The organism is Nocardioides sp. NBC_00163 (assembly GCF_045206295.1).
Taxonomy (GTDB): Bacteria; Actinomycetota; Actinomycetes; order Propionibacteriales; family Nocardioidaceae; genus Nocardioides.
The window spans coordinates 3,453,727-3,469,522 of the sequence record NZ_CP108155.1 but is presented as its reverse complement, the minus strand read 5'-3'; the positions used below and the strand labels follow the sequence as shown (position 1 = coordinate 3,469,522).

Annotated in this window: 17 protein-coding genes, 1 tRNA gene, 1 other RNA gene and 1 pseudogene; 4 read left to right on the top strand and 16 right to left on the bottom strand. The window is 68.5% G+C overall.

The window, feature by feature from the left end:
* The first annotated feature begins 3 nt into the window (after positions 1–3).
* Positions 4–762, top strand: coding sequence for a hypothetical protein (locus OG801_RS16655; protein ID WP_406029872.1), 759 nt, complete (start codon positions 4–6; stop codon positions 760–762).
* 78 nt (positions 763–840) lie between these two features.
* Here OG801_RS16655 and OG801_RS16650 read toward each other — a convergent pair whose 3' ends face one another.
* The 8 genes and pseudogenes from OG801_RS16650 to ffs all read right to left on the bottom strand — a co-directional run bounded on the left by OG801_RS16650 (position 841) and on the right by ffs (position 7,863).
* Positions 841–1,884 carry an aspartate-semialdehyde dehydrogenase gene (locus OG801_RS16650; RefSeq protein WP_406029870.1) on the bottom strand — a complete coding sequence of 348 codons (1,044 nt, stop codon included), beginning with the start codon at positions 1,882–1,884 and terminating at the stop codon, positions 841–843.
* Positions 1,881–2,438, bottom strand: a complete 558-nt coding sequence (locus tag OG801_RS16645) for an ACT domain-containing protein (RefSeq protein WP_406036282.1) — start codon at positions 2,436–2,438, stop codon at positions 1,881–1,883. Before OG801_RS16645 ends, OG801_RS16650 begins: the two co-directional genes overlap by 4 nt.
* Positions 2,415–3,719, bottom strand: a pseudogene (locus tag OG801_RS16640) (aspartate kinase); the annotation flags it as partial. The pseudogene OG801_RS16640 and the gene OG801_RS16645, both read right to left, overlap by 24 nt.
* Before the next feature lie 11 nt (positions 3,720–3,730).
* The gene (locus OG801_RS16635; RefSeq protein WP_355020533.1) at positions 3,731–4,318 is read right to left on the bottom strand and encodes a DUF5063 domain-containing protein; all 588 of its coding nucleotides are present in this window, start codon (positions 4,316–4,318) and stop codon (positions 3,731–3,733) included.
* 101 nt (positions 4,319–4,419) lie between these two features.
* Positions 4,420–5,016 (bottom strand): recombination mediator RecR, encoded by a 597-nt coding sequence (gene recR / locus OG801_RS16630; RefSeq protein WP_008356228.1) that lies wholly within the window; start codon positions 5,014–5,016, stop codon positions 4,420–4,422.
* 48 nt (positions 5,017–5,064) lie between these two features.
* Positions 5,065–5,448, bottom strand: coding sequence for a YbaB/EbfC family nucleoid-associated protein (locus OG801_RS16625; RefSeq protein WP_355020534.1), 384 nt, complete (start codon positions 5,446–5,448; stop codon positions 5,065–5,067).
* A gap of 10 nt (positions 5,449–5,458) precedes the next feature.
* A complete protein-coding gene (locus OG801_RS16620; RefSeq protein WP_406029867.1) occupies positions 5,459–7,600 on the bottom strand; it encodes a DNA polymerase III subunit gamma and tau in 2,142 nt (713 codons plus the stop codon).
* A 172-nt stretch (positions 7,601–7,772) separates the two neighbouring features.
* Positions 7,773–7,863, bottom strand: an RNA gene (gene ffs, locus OG801_RS16615) — signal recognition particle sRNA small type.
* A gap of 100 nt (positions 7,864–7,963) precedes the next feature.
* Here ffs and OG801_RS16610 point away from each other — a divergent pair.
* Positions 7,964–8,051: transfer RNA gene (locus OG801_RS16610), tRNA-Ser, on the top strand.
* A 49-nt stretch (positions 8,052–8,100) separates the two neighbouring features.
* Here OG801_RS16610 and OG801_RS16605 read toward each other — a convergent pair.
* Both OG801_RS16605 and OG801_RS16600 read right to left on the bottom strand, forming a co-directional pair.
* On the bottom strand, positions 8,101–8,835 hold the full coding sequence (locus OG801_RS16605) for a hypothetical protein (RefSeq protein ID WP_406029865.1): 735 nt from the start codon (positions 8,833–8,835) through the stop codon (positions 8,101–8,103).
* 1 nt (position 8,836) lies between these two features.
* On the bottom strand, positions 8,837–9,334 hold the full coding sequence (locus OG801_RS16600; protein ID WP_406029863.1) for a VOC family protein: 498 nt from the start codon (positions 9,332–9,334) through the stop codon (positions 8,837–8,839).
* Positions 9,335–9,392: 58 nt separating this feature from the next.
* Between OG801_RS16600 and OG801_RS16595 the strand changes: the two genes are divergently transcribed.
* Positions 9,393–10,031 carry a helix-turn-helix domain-containing protein gene (locus OG801_RS16595; RefSeq protein WP_406029861.1) on the top strand — a complete coding sequence of 213 codons (639 nt, stop codon included), beginning with the start codon at positions 9,393–9,395 and terminating at the stop codon, positions 10,029–10,031.
* A gap of 6 nt (positions 10,032–10,037) precedes the next feature.
* Here the strand turns inward: OG801_RS16595 and OG801_RS16590 are convergent, their stop codons facing one another.
* Positions 10,038–10,448, bottom strand: coding sequence for a RidA family protein (locus OG801_RS16590; protein ID WP_406029859.1), 411 nt, complete (start codon positions 10,446–10,448; stop codon positions 10,038–10,040).
* Positions 10,449–10,524: 76 nt separating this feature from the next.
* Here OG801_RS16590 and OG801_RS16585 point away from each other — a divergent pair, with 76 nt between their 5' ends.
* The gene (locus OG801_RS16585) at positions 10,525–10,890 is read left to right on the top strand and encodes a winged helix-turn-helix transcriptional regulator (protein WP_406029857.1); all 366 of its coding nucleotides are present in this window, start codon (positions 10,525–10,527) and stop codon (positions 10,888–10,890) included.
* Positions 10,891–10,894: 4 nt separating this feature from the next.
* On the opposite strand, the gene OG801_RS16580 is transcribed toward OG801_RS16585, so the two are convergent.
* The 5 genes from OG801_RS16580 to OG801_RS16560 all read right to left on the bottom strand — a co-directional run bounded on the left by OG801_RS16580 (position 10,895) and on the right by OG801_RS16560 (position 15,655).
* A complete protein-coding gene (locus OG801_RS16580; protein WP_406029855.1) occupies positions 10,895–12,040 on the bottom strand; it encodes a S8/S53 family peptidase in 1,146 nt (381 codons plus the stop codon).
* Entirely contained in the window at positions 12,022–13,425 is a 1,404-nt protein-coding gene (locus tag OG801_RS16575; RefSeq protein ID WP_355020543.1) for a type VII secretion protein EccB, read from the bottom strand. The genes OG801_RS16580 and OG801_RS16575 overlap by 19 nt, the downstream gene beginning before the upstream one ends.
* On the bottom strand, positions 13,425–14,795 hold the full coding sequence (gene eccD, locus OG801_RS16570; RefSeq protein ID WP_355020544.1) for a type VII secretion integral membrane protein EccD: 1,371 nt from the start codon (positions 14,793–14,795) through the stop codon (positions 13,425–13,427). Before eccD ends, OG801_RS16575 begins: the two co-directional genes overlap by 1 nt.
* Positions 14,796–14,978: 183 nt before the next feature.
* On the bottom strand, positions 14,979–15,272 hold the full coding sequence (locus OG801_RS16565) for a WXG100 family type VII secretion target (protein WP_355020545.1): 294 nt from the start codon (positions 15,270–15,272) through the stop codon (positions 14,979–14,981).
* A 47-nt stretch (positions 15,273–15,319) separates the two neighbouring features.
* Positions 15,320–15,655 (bottom strand): WXG100 family type VII secretion target, encoded by a 336-nt coding sequence (locus tag OG801_RS16560; protein WP_355020546.1) that lies wholly within the window; start codon positions 15,653–15,655, stop codon positions 15,320–15,322.
* Positions 15,656–15,796: the final 141 nt, after the last annotated feature.

Here is a 15,796-nt window from a genome sequence, read left to right as displayed (position 1 = left end):
CTCATGAGCAACGACCCCGCCGACAAGCTCGCCGCGCCGTCGTTCGGTTTCAAGAAGAAGCGTGGGGGCACGAAGCCGGCGAACGCCAAGCCCGAGAAGACCCAGCCCTCGAAGACTCAACCCCAGAAGACGCAGGCCCCGAAGGCTCGTGTCGAGAAGGCACCGGTCGAGACTGCACCGGTCGAGAAGGCATCGGTCAAGACTGCTGCGGTCGAAACGGCCTCCGCGGAGAAAACCCAGGTGCTGGAGAAGACGCCACCACCCGTCGTAGCGCCCGAGCCGCCTGCGAAGAAGCAGAAGGCACAGAAGCCGTCCAAGCCGGCAAAGGAACCGAGAGCGCCCAAGGCACCCAAGACGCCCAAGGACCCGAGCCAGCGGCGGATCAACCTCGGCACCCCGTCGGGCCTGTCCGCGGCTGTCATGATCGGCGCCATCGTCGGCGCGTTCATGGCCCTGGCCGTCTGGTTCAGCGGCACCCTGAGCCAGTGGACGCGAGGCACCTCGTCGCTCGGCGACAAGGGAGCGATCATCCTCATCGCCGTCTTCGCCCTCGCGATCATCGTCGGCGGCTACCTCCTCCGCCTGGCCGGCGCCCGCTCCCCCTTCACGATCAGCTTCCTCGGCTCAGCACTCGTCGCCGTACTCTCGATGCTCTTCCTCACCGACGTCTTCGCCCACGCCTGGGGAGTGATCGTCGTCGTGATCCTCGCCGCCGCCGCGTACGCTCTCGCCTACTGGGTCACCACCAACTACATCGACTGACAGACCCGGCCGAGGCGTCACTCCGGTCGGCCGAGTTGGCACCGTCGCGCCAACTCGGCCAGCGCGCCTGACGTCTCGTCAGAGAGCGGCGGCTACCAGCTCGGCAAGTTGGACGGTGTTGAGCGCGGCGCCCTTGCGGAGGTTGTCGTTGGAGATGAACAGGGCGAGGCCGCGGTTGTCGGGCACGCCCTCGTCCTGGCGGATGCGGCCGACGTAGGAGGGGTCCTTGCCGGCGGCGTACAGAGGCGTCGGTACGTCGCGGAGCTCGACGCCCGGGGCGTTCGAGAGGATCTCGGTGGCGCGCTCGGGGGTCAGCGACGAGGAGAACTCGGCGTTGACCGCGAGCGAGTGGCCGGTGACGACCGGGACGCGGACGCAGATACCGGAGACCCGCAGGTCGGGCAGGGACAGGATCTTGCGGGACTCGTTGCGGAGCTTCTGCTCCTCATCGGTCTCGTTGAGGCCGTCCTCGACCAGCGAACCGGCGTAGGGAAGGACGTTGTAGGCGATCGTCTCGACGTACTTGTCCGGCTCCGGGAAGGTGATGGCGGAGCCGTCGTAGGCGAGCTCGCGGGCCTTGTCGCCGGCAGCCGCGACCTCGCTGACCAGCTCCTCGACGCCGGCGACGCCGGAGCCCGAGACGGCCTGGTAGGTCGATACGACGAGCCGCTCGAGACCGGCTTCGTCGTGGAGCGCCTTGAGGACCGGCATCGCGGCCATCGTGGTGCAGTTGGGGTTGGCGATGATGCCCTGGCGGGCCTCGATGACTCCGTCCATCGCCGAGGGGTTGACCTCGGAGACGACCAGCGGGATCGACGGGTCCTTGCGCCAGGCCGAGGAGTTGTCGATGACGATCACGCCGGCGTCGGCGAACTTCGGCGCCAGTGCCTTCGAGGTGGCGCCACCGGCGGAGAAGATCGCGATGTCGAGGCCCGAGGGGTCAGCGGTGGCGGCGTCCTCGACGACGACCGAGCGGTCACCGAACTCGATGGTCTTGCCCGCTGAGCGCGCCGAGGCGAAGAAACGGACCTCGCCGAGCGGGAAGCCGCGCTCGAGCAGGATCTGGCGTACTGCGACGCCCACCTGTCCGGTCGCTCCCACGATTCCCAGGTTGATGCTCATCGGCCGGTCCCTCCGTAGACGATGGCCTCTACGTCGCTGTCGAGGCCGAATGCTTTGTGTGTGGCGCGCACGGCGCGGTCGAGGTCGTCGGCGCTGACGAGCACCGAGACGCGGATCTCCGAGGTCGAAACCATCCGGATCAGCACTCCCTCTGCGGCGAGCGCGGCGAAGAACTTCGCCGTGATCCCCGGATGCGTACGCATCCCGGCACCGACGATCGAGAGCTTGCCGATCTGCTCGTCGGCGACCGGGTCGGCGAAACCGACCTCGGCCTGGATGTCGCCGAGTGCCGCGCGGGCCCGCTTGACGTCGGTGCGCGGCAGCGTGAACGAGATGTCCGTACGCCGGGTCTTCTCCGCCGACACGTTCTGGACGATCATGTCGATGTTGATGCCGTTGTCGGCAAGGGTGTCAAAGATGCGGGCGGCCTCGCCGGGCTCGTCGGTGACGCCGGCAACGGTGATCTTGGCTTCGCCACGGTCGTGGGCTACGCCGACGATCTCCGGGGTGTCGCCATCGGCGTCGGCGCCGTAGGAGACCTTCTCGACCTCCACGTCGCTGAACCTCTCCGCGGCGGCCTCCACGGCGCGGTCGACCTCGTCGTCACCGACGACGACCGAGACCCGGACCTCCGAGGTGGAGATCATCTGGATGTTGACGCCGGCCTGCGCGATCGCGGAGAAGAAGTCGGCGATCTTCTTCGGCTGGGTGCGCAGCCCGGCACCGATCAGGGAGACCTTGCCCATCCGAGGCTCGGTGTTCACCCGCTCGAAGCCGACCTCGCCGCGCGCCTGCTCCAGCGCCTTCCCGGCGCGCTCGGCGTCGTCGCGGGGCAGTGTGAACGTGATGTCGGTGCGGTCGGCGCCGGCCGCCGACGAGTCCTGGACCACCATGTCGACGTTGATGCCCACCCCGGCGATGATCTCGAAGACCTTCGCCGCGGCGCCCACCTCGTCGGGTGCGTTGACGACGGTGATCTTGGCCTGGCTGCGGTCGTGGGCGATGGCGGCGACGATCGGCGCCTCCATCCCAGCGTCCCCGCTGAGCTGATGGTCGGCGTGTGGCGAGACCGCGTCGATGCTGCCCTTGACGACGGTGCCGTTGAGGGTGGAGAAGGACGAGCGTACGTGGATCGGGAGGCTGTGACGCCGGGCGAACTCCACCGAGCGCAGGTGGAGCACCTTCGCCCCGGAGGCCGCGAGCTCGAGCATCTCCTCGAAGGCGACCGAGCTCAGCTTGCGGGCGGTCGGGACGATCCGCGGGTCGGCGGTGAAGACGCCGTCGACGTCGGTGTAGATCTCGCACACGTCGGCGTCCAGCGCCACCGCCAGCGCGACCGCGGTGGTGTCGGTGCCGCCACGGCCCAGCGTGGTGATGTCCTTGGTGTCCCTGGAGACGCCCTGGAAGCCGGCCACGATCGCGATCGCACCGTCGCCGAGCGCTGCCTGGATCCGCTCCGGGGTGATGCTGAGGATCTTGGCGCGCCCATGCTGCGCGTCGGTGATCAGACCGGCCTGCGACCCGGTGAAGGACCGAGCCTCGTACGCCAGCCCGCGCTCGTTCGCGACGTCGTTGATCGCCATCGCGAGCAGCGCCATCGACTGCCGCTCGCCGGAGGTCAGCAGCATGTCGAACTCACGCGCGTGCGCGGTCGCGTCGGGCGAGACCTTGTTGGCCAGGTCGATCAGCTCGTCGGTGGTGTCGCCCATGGCAGAGACGGCCACGACAACATCGTGGCCCTGCTCTTTGGTCGCGACCACTCGCTGAGCGACGCGCTTGATGCCTGCAGCGTCCGCGACCGAGCTGCCACCGTACTTCTGAACGACGATTCCCACGGCGGGAGAGTCTACGTTGCCGATGCGGCCGTCTTCTCCAGCATCTCATCAGCGGCAGCCAGGTCCTCGTCCTCACCGGTGAACGGCTCGGAATCGAGGCGGTCGTGAGCGACCACGGTGAGCAGTGCGTTGAGCACGGCACCGGCCAGGTTGCCCCAGTTGTTGACGTAGCTGAACTGCCACCACCACAGCGCCTCGTCGACGTCGCCGAGACGGTAATGACGCAGGCCGTACTCCAGGTCGGTCACCAGGCTGGAGACGTCGTCGGAGATCTGGCTGTCGACCACGTCCGGGCTGTACGGATCGAAGACGAAGCTGTAGGTGTCGATGTCCCCGAACATCTCGGCAAGCCCCATCCGGAGCTCGTCGACGTCGGCTTCCATGCCCACGTCTGGCTGGAACTCCTCACGAGGCTCGAAGTCCTGCTGGGCGCCCAGTCGCGCGCCCGCCAGCAGAATCTGACTCACCTCCAGCAGCAGCATCGGGACAGCGCTGCCACCATCGCCGTCCGCAGCGATCGCGCGCACCGAGAGCAGAAAGCTCTCCACCGAGTCGGCGATGCTGGTGGCGAAGTCCTTACCGGTCAAGTCGTTCGTCATGACGGCCCCCTTCCCGAAGTCCCTTGAACCGTCAGGCTACCGCCGAAGTCGCGGCCTGACGAGGGTAAAGAGTCGGCTCTTAGGGATCGCACAGGTAACGACTACTCAGCCGCACGGCGTCCGGCGAAGGCTCGGCCGAGGGTGACCTCGTCGGCGTACTCCAGATCGCCACCGACCGGGAGACCGCTGGCCAGACGGGTGACCTTCAGCCCGAGCGGGCTCAGCTGACGGGTCAGATAGGTCGCCGTCGCCTCGCCCTCGAGGTTGGGGTCCGTGGCGAGGATCACCTCAGTGATCCCTGGGTCGTTGAGCCGCTGGACGAGCTCACGGATGCGCAGCTGGTCGGGACCGATCCCGTCGATCGGGCTGATCGCGCCGCCGAGCACGTGATAGCGGCCGCGGAACTCGCGGGTGCGCTCGATCGCGACGACGTCCTTGTACTCCTCGACCACGCACAGCACCGACTGCTCGCGACGCGGGTCGCGACAGATCCGGCAGGTCTCCTCCTCGGAGACGTTGAAGCAGACCGAGCAGAACTTCACCTTGGCCTTGACCTCGTTGAGGATCGAGGCCAGCCGATGTACGTCGGCGGGATCAGCCTGGAGCAGATGGAACGCGATCCGCTGAGCGCTCTTCGGACCTACGCCCGGAAGCCGTCCCAGCTCGTCGATGAGGTCTTGGACCACACCCTCGTACAACTTGGTTATCGCCTGTCTCTAGCTGTGCTGGTTTCGACTGTGTCTGTTTCAGAAGCCGAGCTTGAACGGCGGCTCGCCGCCGCCGGGGGCACCACCGAGGCCGCCCGCGAGCGGGCCCATCGCGTCACCGGCGAGCTCGTCGGCCTTGCCCTTGGCTTCGCGGTAGGCGGCGACGATCACGGCGCCGAGGTCCTCGAGGTCGTCGGGGTTGCTGCCGTCGAACTCGCCCTGCTTGATCTCCACGCCGACCAGCTCGCCGGTGCCGGTGAGCTTGACGGTCACCGCACCGCCGGCGACGGTGCCGTCGACGATCGTCTCGGCGAGCTTCTCCTGGGCGTCGACGATCTGGCTCTGCAGCGCCTGGGCCTGCTGCATGATCGCGTTGAGGTCGAAGCCGCCCTCGCCGCCGAGGCCTTCGAGTGGGTTCGTCATCTGTGCCGTCCTAGTTGTGAGGAATCTCTTCGATCATCGTTGCACCCAACTCCTGAGCGAGCAGCGCCTCGGCGCCCATCGCGGCAGGCCCGTCGTAGGCCTGGTCGTCGGGGTTCACCGCGGCATCCGCCTCCGCCAGGCGGGCGACCGTGTCGTCGACCGGGGGCTCGTAGTCGGCCGCACGCGTCGGCCGGATGGCCTCCCGAGCAAGCGCGATCGCTCCCGGGTCGGCCGGCTGCGTCGCCGACGGCTCCGGCGGGGCCGTCGGCTGGTCGGGGGGCGGCGGCTCGGCGGCCCAGTCGGGCGGTGGCGCCTGCTCGTTCCAGGATGCCTCCGGCGGCTGTTGCGGCTGGGTGGGCTCCTGGGGCTGGCTCGGCTGCGGCGGAGGCGCGGCCTGCCGCTGCGGGGCCCCTTGGCCGCCGCCCGCGACGATCGCCTCGATCTTCGGCTGGATGCCGATCACGTTGACCAGCGCCTGCCCGAGGATCGGCTCGTGTCCGCCGGTCGCGAACCGGTCACGGAGACCCGGCGAGGCGAACCCGAGGGTGAGCACGCCGTCGCGGAAGTCGACCACCTGAGCGTTCTGTCCCACCAGCGACCAGGTCGCCCGGCGCAGGCCCTTGGTCTGGGCGATCACGTCGTCCCACAGGCGGCGGACGTCCACGTTGCCCATCGCACCCGGCGACTGCGCCTGAGGCTGAGGCTGTGTCTGTGGTTGCGGCTGAGGCTGGCTCGGCGGCTCGGGAGCGGCCGGCGCCTGCTGGGGAGGCATCTCCGCAGCCGGAGCGGGCTCGCGGGCCGGCTCGGGGGTCGGGGCGTACGCCTGGACGGGCTCGGGCTGCGGCGCCGCCGGAGCGACGGTCTCGTGCCCCGGCGCACCGACCGACGGCTTGAGCACCGGCCGGTCCTGAGCGGGGGCGGCCGCCGCCGGAGCAGCGGACACCGTCGGCGTACCGCTGATCTCGATCCGCCTCTCCAGACGGTCCAGCCGAGCCGCGAGACCATCGGCACCGTCGGCAGCGGGCAGCAGCACCCGGGCACAGATCAGCTCGAGCAGAAGCCGGGGGGCGGTGGCGCCGCGCATCTCGGTCAGACCGGTGGCGACCGCATCGGCGGCGCGCGAAAGATCGTGTGGTCCGAAGCGTCCGGCCTGGGCGACCAGCCGCTCCCCGCCGTCCTCGGAGACGTCGATGAGCCCGGTCGCGGGCGCGTCCGGGACCGCCTTGACGATGACCAGGTCACGCAGCCGCCGCAGCAGGTCCTCGGTGAACCGCCGTGGGTCCTGGCCGGTCTCGATGATCTTGTCGATGACACCGAAGACCGCGGCGCCGTCATGGGCGGCGAAGGCATCGACGACCTCGTCCAGCAGCGCGTCCGGGGTGTAGCCGAGCAGCCCGGCGGCCAACTCGTACGTCACGCCCTCAGGCCCCGCACCACCGAGCAGCTGGTCCATGACCGAGAGGCTGTCGCGCATCGACCCGGCGCCCGCGCGCGCGACCAGCGGCAGCGCGGCCGGCTCGACATTGATCCCCTCTTTCTCGCACAGCGTCGAGATGTAGTCGGAGACCAGCTTGGGCGGGAAGAGGCGGAACGGATAGTGATGGGTGCGCGACCGGATCGTCGGAATGACCTTCTCCGGCTCGGTCGTCGCGAAGATGAACCGCAGATGCTCCGGCGGCTCCTCGACGAGCTTGAGCAGCGCGTTGAAGCCCTGCGTCGAGACCATGTGGGCCTCGTCGATGATGTAGACCTTGTAGCGGCTCTTCACCGGAGCGAAGAACGCCTTCTCCCGCAGGTCACGGGCATCGTCCACACCGCCGTGCGACGCCGCGTCGATCTCGATCACGTCGATGCTGCCGGGCCCGCCGCGCGCCAGGTCCCGGCACGACTCGCACTCCCCGCACGGATCAGCGATCGGCGCCTTCTCGCAGTTCAGCGCCCGCGCCAGGATCCGCGCAGAGGTCGTCTTGCCGCAGCCACGTGGCCCGGAGAAGAGGTACGCATGATTGACCCGGTTGCCCGCCAGCGCATTGCGCAGGGGGCCGGTGACGTGATCTTGACCGATGACCTCGGCAAACGTCTCCGGCCGGTAGCGGCGGTAGAGAGCTAGCGGTGCGTCCACCCGATAGACCCTATCCGCCCGCACCGACACTTTGCGACCGCGCGGGGCTGGCTGTCAGGAAATAGAAAAGGCCCCCCACGTACGTCCGGTAGAGCCTCGCTCATCCTCGCGGCCGGACCGGGTCAAGAAATAGAAAAGGCCCCCCACGTACGTCCGGTAGAGCCTCGCTCATCCTCGCGGCCGGACCGGGTCAAGAAATAGAAAAGGCCCCCCACGTACCCAACAGAGCTCGCTTATCCTTGCTGCCTTCCGGCCCTGGGGAGGTTCGACAAGATGTCGCCACATGGGGGGTTGCGGAAGAGTCTAGACGAGTCCGCTGGCCGATCCCAAAGCGCACCCGCTGGACCTCCGCCGATTTCCTCCATGATCCCGGAGCCGCGTAGGATCCCTCACGGATCTGTCGCCTAGTGGCCTATGGCGCACGGCTGGAATCCGTGTTGGGTTAACGCCCTCGGGGGTTCGAATCCCCCCAGATCCGCCAGCACAAACCGGCGCCTGACCTGCTTTCGAGCAGGTCAGGCGCCGTTCATTTATCCAGTGCGCGCCGGCCGCTGCGCGCGAAGCAGCGCGATCCCGAGGATCAGCCCTCCGGGCACGATCACGATCGGGGCCACCGGGTCCTCGAATCCGGTGGCGACCAGGCCCACCAGGCTGACCACGCCGAGCAGGAGGCTGACGACCGTGGTCGCACGCGCCGCTCGGCGAACGACGCCGTGCCCGCGTAGCGCCTCCGCGGCGAACACCATCGACCCGAGCGCGAGCAGCGACAAGGCAGATACGAGCGGGACCGTCAGCGCATCGAAGTCCCTCACGAGCGGCGGCAGATTCTCCGGGTCGGCGAACAGGCCCAACCCCAGAGCCACGTACGTCCACCACACGACCAGCGTGGCCAGTGCCGACCACCACGCGAGCTGGGCGAGCCGGCCGGGCGCCCCGGTGCGGATCCGGCCGGCGGCCAGAGCCAGGAACACCGGGGACACGAAGAGGAGCAGCCCCGTGATCAGTGCGTAGACCGGATGGTCATGGGTGATCTCGGCCTGCGTGGAGCTCGCCAGCGCATTGACCGCCACGCCTTCGCGTTCGGCTGCGGCCACGAGATCCCGCTCGAAGCCGGCTCCGATGGTGACGGCAACCACGACATACCCCGCCAGCGCCGCGACCGCGCCGATGTACGCCCGGCCAGCCGATGCTGCCCACTGCAGCCCAGGCTCGTCGTCAACGCGGCGTACAGGCTGGTCGCCGCGGGCGATCTTCTTGACGTTCATCTCAGCCCACCGTGTGCTCGGCCCGGGCCACGGCGTTGCGTCGGGCCGCCACGACGGGGTTGTCCACGACGAGAACGTCCTCCGGGTCCGGCTCGGTGTGGTGCTGCAGGGTGTAGAACCGCACCTCGTGACCGTCGGGATCGTGCAGCAGCGGCAGGATCCAACCGAGGGTCGCAGGCTGCACGCCGGCGTGCCGCTCGCCGAGCTCGGTCAACCTGTCCGCGAGCGCCCGGAGGGTGCTCTCGTCGCTCACTCCGATCGAGAAGTAGTCGAAACCGGCGGCCGCACGGGCACGTTCGGGATCGAGCCGCAGGCCCAGGTTCGGGCCACCGTTGGGGTGCACCAGGCAGATGCCGTCGAGCTCGCCGTCCGTCTGGAACTCCACGACGAGCTTGTACCCGAGCCTTGATTCGTACCACCGCTGGGATCGCCGAAGGTCGGCGACCGGCAGCTTGAGGTGGTGGACGCCGGCGAGAGCCGGTGCTTCGTGGTCGCTCATGTCCACTCCTGACTTGCAGTGTGACTGCAATTTTCTAATTACAGTTAGACTGCAACTCGTGCCCTCAGAAGTCAATCCCCCCGCTAGGGGATCTCGTGCCGAGCGAACCGAGCAGGCGATCGTCGCCGCGGCCCACGAACTCTTCGCGCAGCGCGGCTATCGGGGCACCGCGCTGACAGACGTCGCCAAAGCCGCGGGAGTCTCCGACCGAACCATCTACGTCCGCTTCGCCACCAAGGCACACCTGCTCAAGCGAGTGGTCGACGTGGCCCTCGTCGGCGACGCCCTGCCGATCGCCTTGGCCGATCGAGACTGGATCGACACGGTGATGAACGCCCCGACGCTCGAGGAGCGACTGGCTGCGGACGCGGAAGGCACCGCGCTGATGATGGATCGCATCGCGCCCGTCCTCGCCGTGGCCATGCAGGCCGAGGCGGACGAGCCGTTGATCGCGGCGGCAGCCCAGGCGGCCCGCGAGTCGACGCTCGAGCAGGTGCGTGCGTTCTGGGAGAAGCTGCACCGCGACGGGCTGATGAGCCCCGATGCCGACCTCGAGTGGGTGATCGCGACCAGCGCCCTGCTCGCCAACGCCGAGACCTACGTCCACATGACCCGCACCCTGCGCTGGGCGCCCGCCGAGTACCAGGCGTGGCGGCACCGCACCTGGCGCCACCTCGCCATGGCCCCGTCCACCTGAGGCGCCTCAGTCCAGCACGGCGTACGCCTCGACCTCGACGAGCACGTCGGGCTCGAACAGGTAGTCCACGCCGATAGCGGACAGCGGCGGCAGCGGTTGCGGGATGCCGAGCTCGTCGATGACGCTCTCGAGCCCGGCGACGAAGGCGTCGTACTTGTCCGGGGTCCAGCCGGTGACGAAGAACCGGAGGCGTACGACGTCGGCGAAGGTCGCGCCGGCGCCGGCCAGGCCGCGGGCGGTGTTGCGCAGGGCATGGGCGAGCTGGCCGGCGAGGTCACCCGGGGCGACACCACGTCCGAGCTCGTCCCGGGCGATCTGTCCGGCGACATGGACATGGCGGGTGCCGGTGGCGACGGAGACGTGGTGATAGGGCACGGGCTGGAACATGCCTTCGGGGGTGAGCAGATCAACGGACACGATGAGATCCTTTCGAGGGTTAAGGTTTCTCATGTGTACTTGGTATCCAGAGGACACTTCAACGAGACTAGGTGTCATGTCGGATACCAGCCCGAGCCCGCTGCGCCTGACCCAGGAGCATCGCGAGCTCCTCGACCAGCTCCTCGACAAGTGGTCGCTCCAGGTGCTCGACACGCTGTGCGAGCGGCCACGCCGCTTCAACGAGCTGCGTCAGGCGATACCGGCAGTGACCCAGAAGTCACTCACCACTGCGCTCCGCCGCCTGGAACGCAACGGCATGGTCGAGCGCGTCGTGCTGAGCACTCGCCCGGTCGCGGTGGAATACCGCATCACCCCGCTGGGCAGCACCCTGCAGGACCTCATCGACCGGCTCTACCACTGGACGACCACGACACTGCCCGAAGTCGAAGCAGCACGCGAGGCCTTCGACCGCTCGGTCTGAGGCGCTACAGCGAGCTCTTGCGCCGCGAGAACAGCGGCCGCAGGACCAGCCCGAGACCGAGCGCACCGCCGCCGGCGATCCCCCACCAGATCGCGTTCTCACGAACCGCGGCAAGGGGATCCGCCTTCTCGCGCGCCATCGGGGCCTGCTCGATCTCCGGCGGAGCGGCGGCCTCCTTGACGGCCGGGCGGGTGAGCGCGGCGTAGGCGTTCACCACACCGGCACCCCAGTAGCGGCCGCCCTGGCCCTCACGGCCCGACGTGGTGCTGTAGAGGCGGTCGATGACCTGCTGAGCGCTCCAGCCGCTGTTGGTGGACCAGATGAGGGCGAGTACGCCCGCGACCTCTGCCGACGCGAACGACGTCGTGATCGAGTCGACCCAGCACGGCTGACCGAAAAGCGTCGTCGAGGCGGCACCGTACGTCGGAGCGACGACGTCGGTGTTGGAGTTGGGCAGCACCGTGAAATTCGGGTCGGAGGCCCAGGTGCCGGAGGCGCTGACCGTCACGACCGGATCGTCGGCGTTCGGGAAGACCTTGGGCGCGATGTCCAGGGGATCGGTGTCGGTGGTGACACCGGACCAGTCCGCGGCCATCACCACGATGGCGCCCTTCTTGGTGAGCGTGTCGACGGCCGCGTCGAGGCCGGGAGCAGCCTGCGTCGCGGGTAGACCGATGTCGACGATCAGCCCCTTCGCGTTGCCCTTGGCCAGCGAGTTGAGCTCGGCGGTCATCTGCTTGGCGTCGACCGTGGACTTCTCCTGACCGACCTTGAGGACTGGGTGGTCGCTGAGCTTCGCCTTGGGCGCGATCTGGGAGATCAGGCCGGCCGCGACGGTGCCGTAGTAGGCCTTCGCGCTGCGGCTGTAACCGGAGTCGACCACCGCGACACGGATCCCCTGGCCCTGCTTGCTCACCTGCTGAGCCTCAGGGATCCGCATGATCGCGAACGGAGCGACACCGTCGGGAACCGGCGCTGTCTTGGTGTCCGCCTTCTGCGGGGAACCGCCGGTGTTGGTCGCATAGGCCGAGCAGTCGGCCCTCTCCTCCGCTGCGTACGCAGGTCCCGGACTGCCCAGCAGCGACAACCCACCGACGACGGCAGCGAGCGCGATGCAGCTACGCACCAGCTTCACTCGGTCGCCACGCACTTGCTCTCCTGGACCTCGTCGGAGTTGGGCGGGCACAGCGCCAACTCGGTCGAGAGCGCAGCTCCGCCGGGGAGCAGGCGCAGCCAGGTGCCGGGCACGATCGGGCCCGAGTCGGTCTTCAGGCCGAGCCGCTCGACCGTGACCGGCCCGTCCAGCGTGTTGGCGGTGCCGCGGGCATCGATCAGATATGGCGTCGCGCTCTTCTTGTCGAGCTCCTCCCCGTTGGCGGCGTAGACGAAGGCTCCCTTGCCGGGATCGACCCGGGCCGAGGTGAAGTCGCCGGCGGCAGGAGGCTCCGAAGTCGGCCAGGCCGTCTCGCCCGGATCGATGCCGAGCCGCACGGTCGTCTCGTCCTCGGTCTCGAGCTCGGCACATACGCTGCCGGTGCCGGCCTCGAGGGACTCGTCGGGCCAGAAGGTCTCCAGACGCTCGCCGTTGATGTTCGGCTGCGAGTCCAGCGACTGCTGGTTGCCCTTGCTGCCGAAGACGACGTCATAGACCTCGCTGGTGAATTCGTCCATCCGGATCCAGCCGGACTCCGTCATCAGGTAGTTGTTGGCCTGAAAATTGGCCTTGGTGCCGATCGGGTAGTCCTCACCCTCGACCGTACCGCCGGCCTTGGTGAACGCGCCCCCGAAGGAATCACCCGACAGCGGCGCGCCGGCCGGGAAGAGGTTGACCCATGCCTGGGGCACTGTCGGCGTCGAGACAGGGTCGCTGAAGATACGGTCCGCATAGGTCTCCGCGTCACCCTCGACCTTGTAGCTGTAAGCCTGGGCGTACCCCTCGCTCTCGTGCTCGGCGATGAGGTAGGTGCCGTCCTCGGTCTGCACCATGAAACCGGTGTCCGTGGCCGGCTGCACGTCGGGTTTCGCAGAGATGTTCAGGTGCGTACCTGCACCGTTGGCGGTGCATGCCGTCCAGCCGGTGTTGATGAAGTCGGACTTCAGCGGCAGCTCCTCAGGGACGTCGGGTCCGCCGAGGCCGATCGTGCCCTTGGGGAACTCCTTGTCGATCTCCTCCTGGTCGATGACCTTGGACTTCTTCTCCAGGTCGAGCCCGAGGATGAGCTGGGCGCTGGCCAGGTTGACGACCGGGTACAGCGCCCTGTCGTTCTCGGGGCCGGTGACGACATACCGCGCCCCGCCCTTGGTCACGATCAGGCCGGGCTGGTCTGCCCAGCCCGTCGCGGGCCGGGGAGCGAGGAAGTGGGCGACGGCACCGCCAGCGATGAGCAGCACGGCGAGAACGACGCCACCGAAGACCGAGCGGCCCGGTCGGGCCGGCTCCACCTCACGCCCGCCCGGAGCGCCGGAGAGGAACGCGGAGACGAGCCGGCGGCGGCTGAAGGCATGGGCCTCTACGAGGTCCTTCTTGCTGGCCATCAGAAACCAGCCACCGCGGCGCCGAAGAGGCCCGAGGCGAGCACCATCAGCGGCAGCATCGCGAGCAGGCAGGCGGTCTCGGCGACATCGGCCAGCCGACCACGACGGATCGACCCGACGTCGGGGACGAGGGTCAGGACCAGGAGTACGCCACCCGCAGCCGCCAGCACGACGGCGGTCGTCGGCCGCCACGACTCGTGGTAGACGAGCAGCGCGGCACCGATCGCGAGCAGGCCGGCGATCCCGGAGACCAGACCGACGAGCACCTCCGAGCCCGTCCGGTACTGCCGGGTGCGCAGCATCAGCACGACGCACGCGGCGAGAGCAAGCAGCGTGCCGAAGAGCCCGAGCCGCACCACGAACGGCGAGGTCAGCACGACCAGGACGCCGACCGAGAGGGCGATCGCGACCAGGATCTCGTGGGCGACCTTCGCGTCGACCCTGACCTGGTCGGCCCGGATCTCGTCCGGGTCGAGGTTGATGTCCTCGTCGGAGTAGAGCTGAGGGACGTCGGTCTTGGTCGTGCTCAGCGCGAGCCACGGGAAGAAGCTGCCGGCCAGCACCACGACGACCAGCACGATCCCGAGCACCACACCGGCCTTCCAGCCGGTCATGCTCAGCAGCATGCCGGCGACCAGGAAGACGCCACCGACGAGCGCGCCCGGCATCGCCAGCATCCGGGCCTCGCCCAGACCGAGGAAGCCGATCGCGGCGGCGAGCATCGCGCCCGCGCCGGCGAAGGCCAGCGGCATCCCGACGCCGCCCTCGGGGCCTAGGGAGGCCGAGCCGATCAGGAAGCCGGCGACCGCGCCATAGACCTCACCGATCCACACCGCGGCGATCGCGGCGTCGTTCTCGGCCTCGAGCCGGGAGAGCACGATCGCGCCTCCGGCGAGGACGATGCCGATCACCCCGGCAGCGACGCCGGCGAGCATCGACGGAGCCTGCGTCCACAGCGCACCGGCACCGAGGAGGAGCAGCAGCGCGGCGGCCAGCAGTGACGTACGTCGTCCTGCTTCCGGCTTCCAGGGGGCCATCTCGCTCTCGACGACGTCGGTCATCGCCTCGACCACGTCGTCGTAGACCCGCGGCGGCTTGTCGTCGATTCCGGCGCTCACGGTGAGCACGCCACCGTCTTCGACGCCCTGCGGGATCAGACCGAGGTCGCCGGCGAGCTTGCGGCCGTCGGCGAGCACGACGCGGTAGCCGGCGTACGCCGTCTGCGGGTCGAGCAACCCGACGCTTCGCGCAAGCTCCGGCACGAGCTCCGCCACCGGCACCGAGCCCGGCAGCACCAGATCCATCCGACGTGTGCCGGAGGCGACTGTGACCCGGACCAGCCCAGTGGGCGCCACCTGCGCCTGCGTCATTTCACGAACTCCTCGCGTCGTGCCTGTGCCCGGGACGAACCGACCGAATGTCCCGAGAGTTAGACCTACCTCGCGCCCGCTGAGTCAGACAGCGAACATCAGCGCTGACTTTGCCATAAAACCAGCGACGAGGGGACCGGTGCCCCGCACCGGTCCCCTCGTGTTGCCTGTGTGCTGAAGAACTCAGCCGCCGAAGCCGCCGGCACCGCGACGGTCCGCGTCGTGCATGCTGGCGTTGGCCTCGTTGACGAACTTGCTGCCGCGGTCCAGAGCCATGCCGAGCTCGCGGATGCTCTGGTTCCACTTGGCCTGCGCCCGGTTGTAGGCGTCAGCCGCCTCACCGGTGAAGTTCTCCTGGAGGCCGAGGATGTGACGCTCGAGCTCGTCGAGCTCGCGGTCCATGTCCGCAACGCCCTTGAGCAGGACGTCGGTGATGGAGCCCATCTTCCCGTGGTTTACGACAATCTCTTCACCCATGTCAGTTCCTTCCAGTCCTGTGCTTGAAATGCGGCCTGACCGGGTGGTCAGCCACCCATCTTGTAGGAGATGCTGTCCATGCTGGAGGTGACGGAGCTGGACTGCCCGGCAACATCCTCGTCGGCCTGGCTACCGACCTTGCGGGCGTTCTCGAGACCCGCGGTGAGCTCGTCGAGCGCGTTGGTGATCTCGCGCGACTTCTCGTTGTAGGTGTTCATCAGCTGCTGGAACGAGGTGCCGCCGGAACCCTTCCAGCCCGATGCGCCCTCCGCCTGGGCCTCCGAGACGGTGCGGCTGTTGACGCTCTGCAGCTTGGCCTTGGTCTCGTTGATGAAGTTGACGGCGGTGTTGATCGCCTGGCCTTGCTTGATCTCACTGCTCATGGTGCTGTCCTTCCACCGGCGGAACCGGTTTTCCTAGGTTAGATACCTGTTGGAGCCCGGCTCCCGATGGGCTCCCCCGAGGTCCGGACAATGTGTTCTTACCCCGTCTCCGGAGTTCTAAACACAAATCTCTGAACTTTT

What these genes read in the sequence shown, in the direction of transcription:
- OG801_RS16655 (WP_406029872.1), top strand. Translation starts at nt 4, where the DNA reads ATGAGCAACGACCCCGCCGACAAGCTCGCCGCGCCGTCGTTCGGTTTC.
- OG801_RS16650 (WP_406029870.1), bottom strand. Translation starts at nt 1,884, where the DNA reads ATGAGCATCAACCTGGGAATCGTGGGAGCGACCGGACAGGTGGGCGTC.
- OG801_RS16635 (WP_355020533.1), bottom strand. Translation starts at nt 4,318, where the DNA reads ATGACGAACGACTTGACCGGTAAGGACTTCGCCACCAGCATCGCCGAC.
- OG801_RS16625 (WP_355020534.1), bottom strand. Translation starts at nt 5,448, where the DNA reads ATGACGAACCCACTCGAAGGCCTCGGCGGCGAGGGCGGCTTCGACCTC.
- OG801_RS16605 (WP_406029865.1), bottom strand. Translation starts at nt 8,835, where the DNA reads ATGAACGTCAAGAAGATCGCCCGCGGCGACCAGCCTGTACGCCGCGTT.
- OG801_RS16600 (WP_406029863.1), bottom strand. Translation starts at nt 9,334, where the DNA reads ATGAGCGACCACGAAGCACCGGCTCTCGCCGGCGTCCACCACCTCAAG.
- OG801_RS16585 (WP_406029857.1), top strand. Translation starts at nt 10,525, where the DNA reads ATGTCGGATACCAGCCCGAGCCCGCTGCGCCTGACCCAGGAGCATCGC.
- OG801_RS16575 (WP_355020543.1), bottom strand. Translation starts at nt 13,425, where the DNA reads ATGGCCAGCAAGAAGGACCTCGTAGAGGCCCATGCCTTCAGCCGCCGC.
- eccD (WP_355020544.1), bottom strand. Translation starts at nt 14,795, where the DNA reads ATGACGCAGGCGCAGGTGGCGCCCACTGGGCTGGTCCGGGTCACAGTC.
- OG801_RS16565 (WP_355020545.1), bottom strand. Translation starts at nt 15,272, where the DNA reads ATGGGTGAAGAGATTGTCGTAAACCACGGGAAGATGGGCTCCATCACC.
- OG801_RS16560 (WP_355020546.1), bottom strand. Translation starts at nt 15,655, where the DNA reads ATGAGCAGTGAGATCAAGCAAGGCCAGGCGATCAACACCGCCGTCAAC.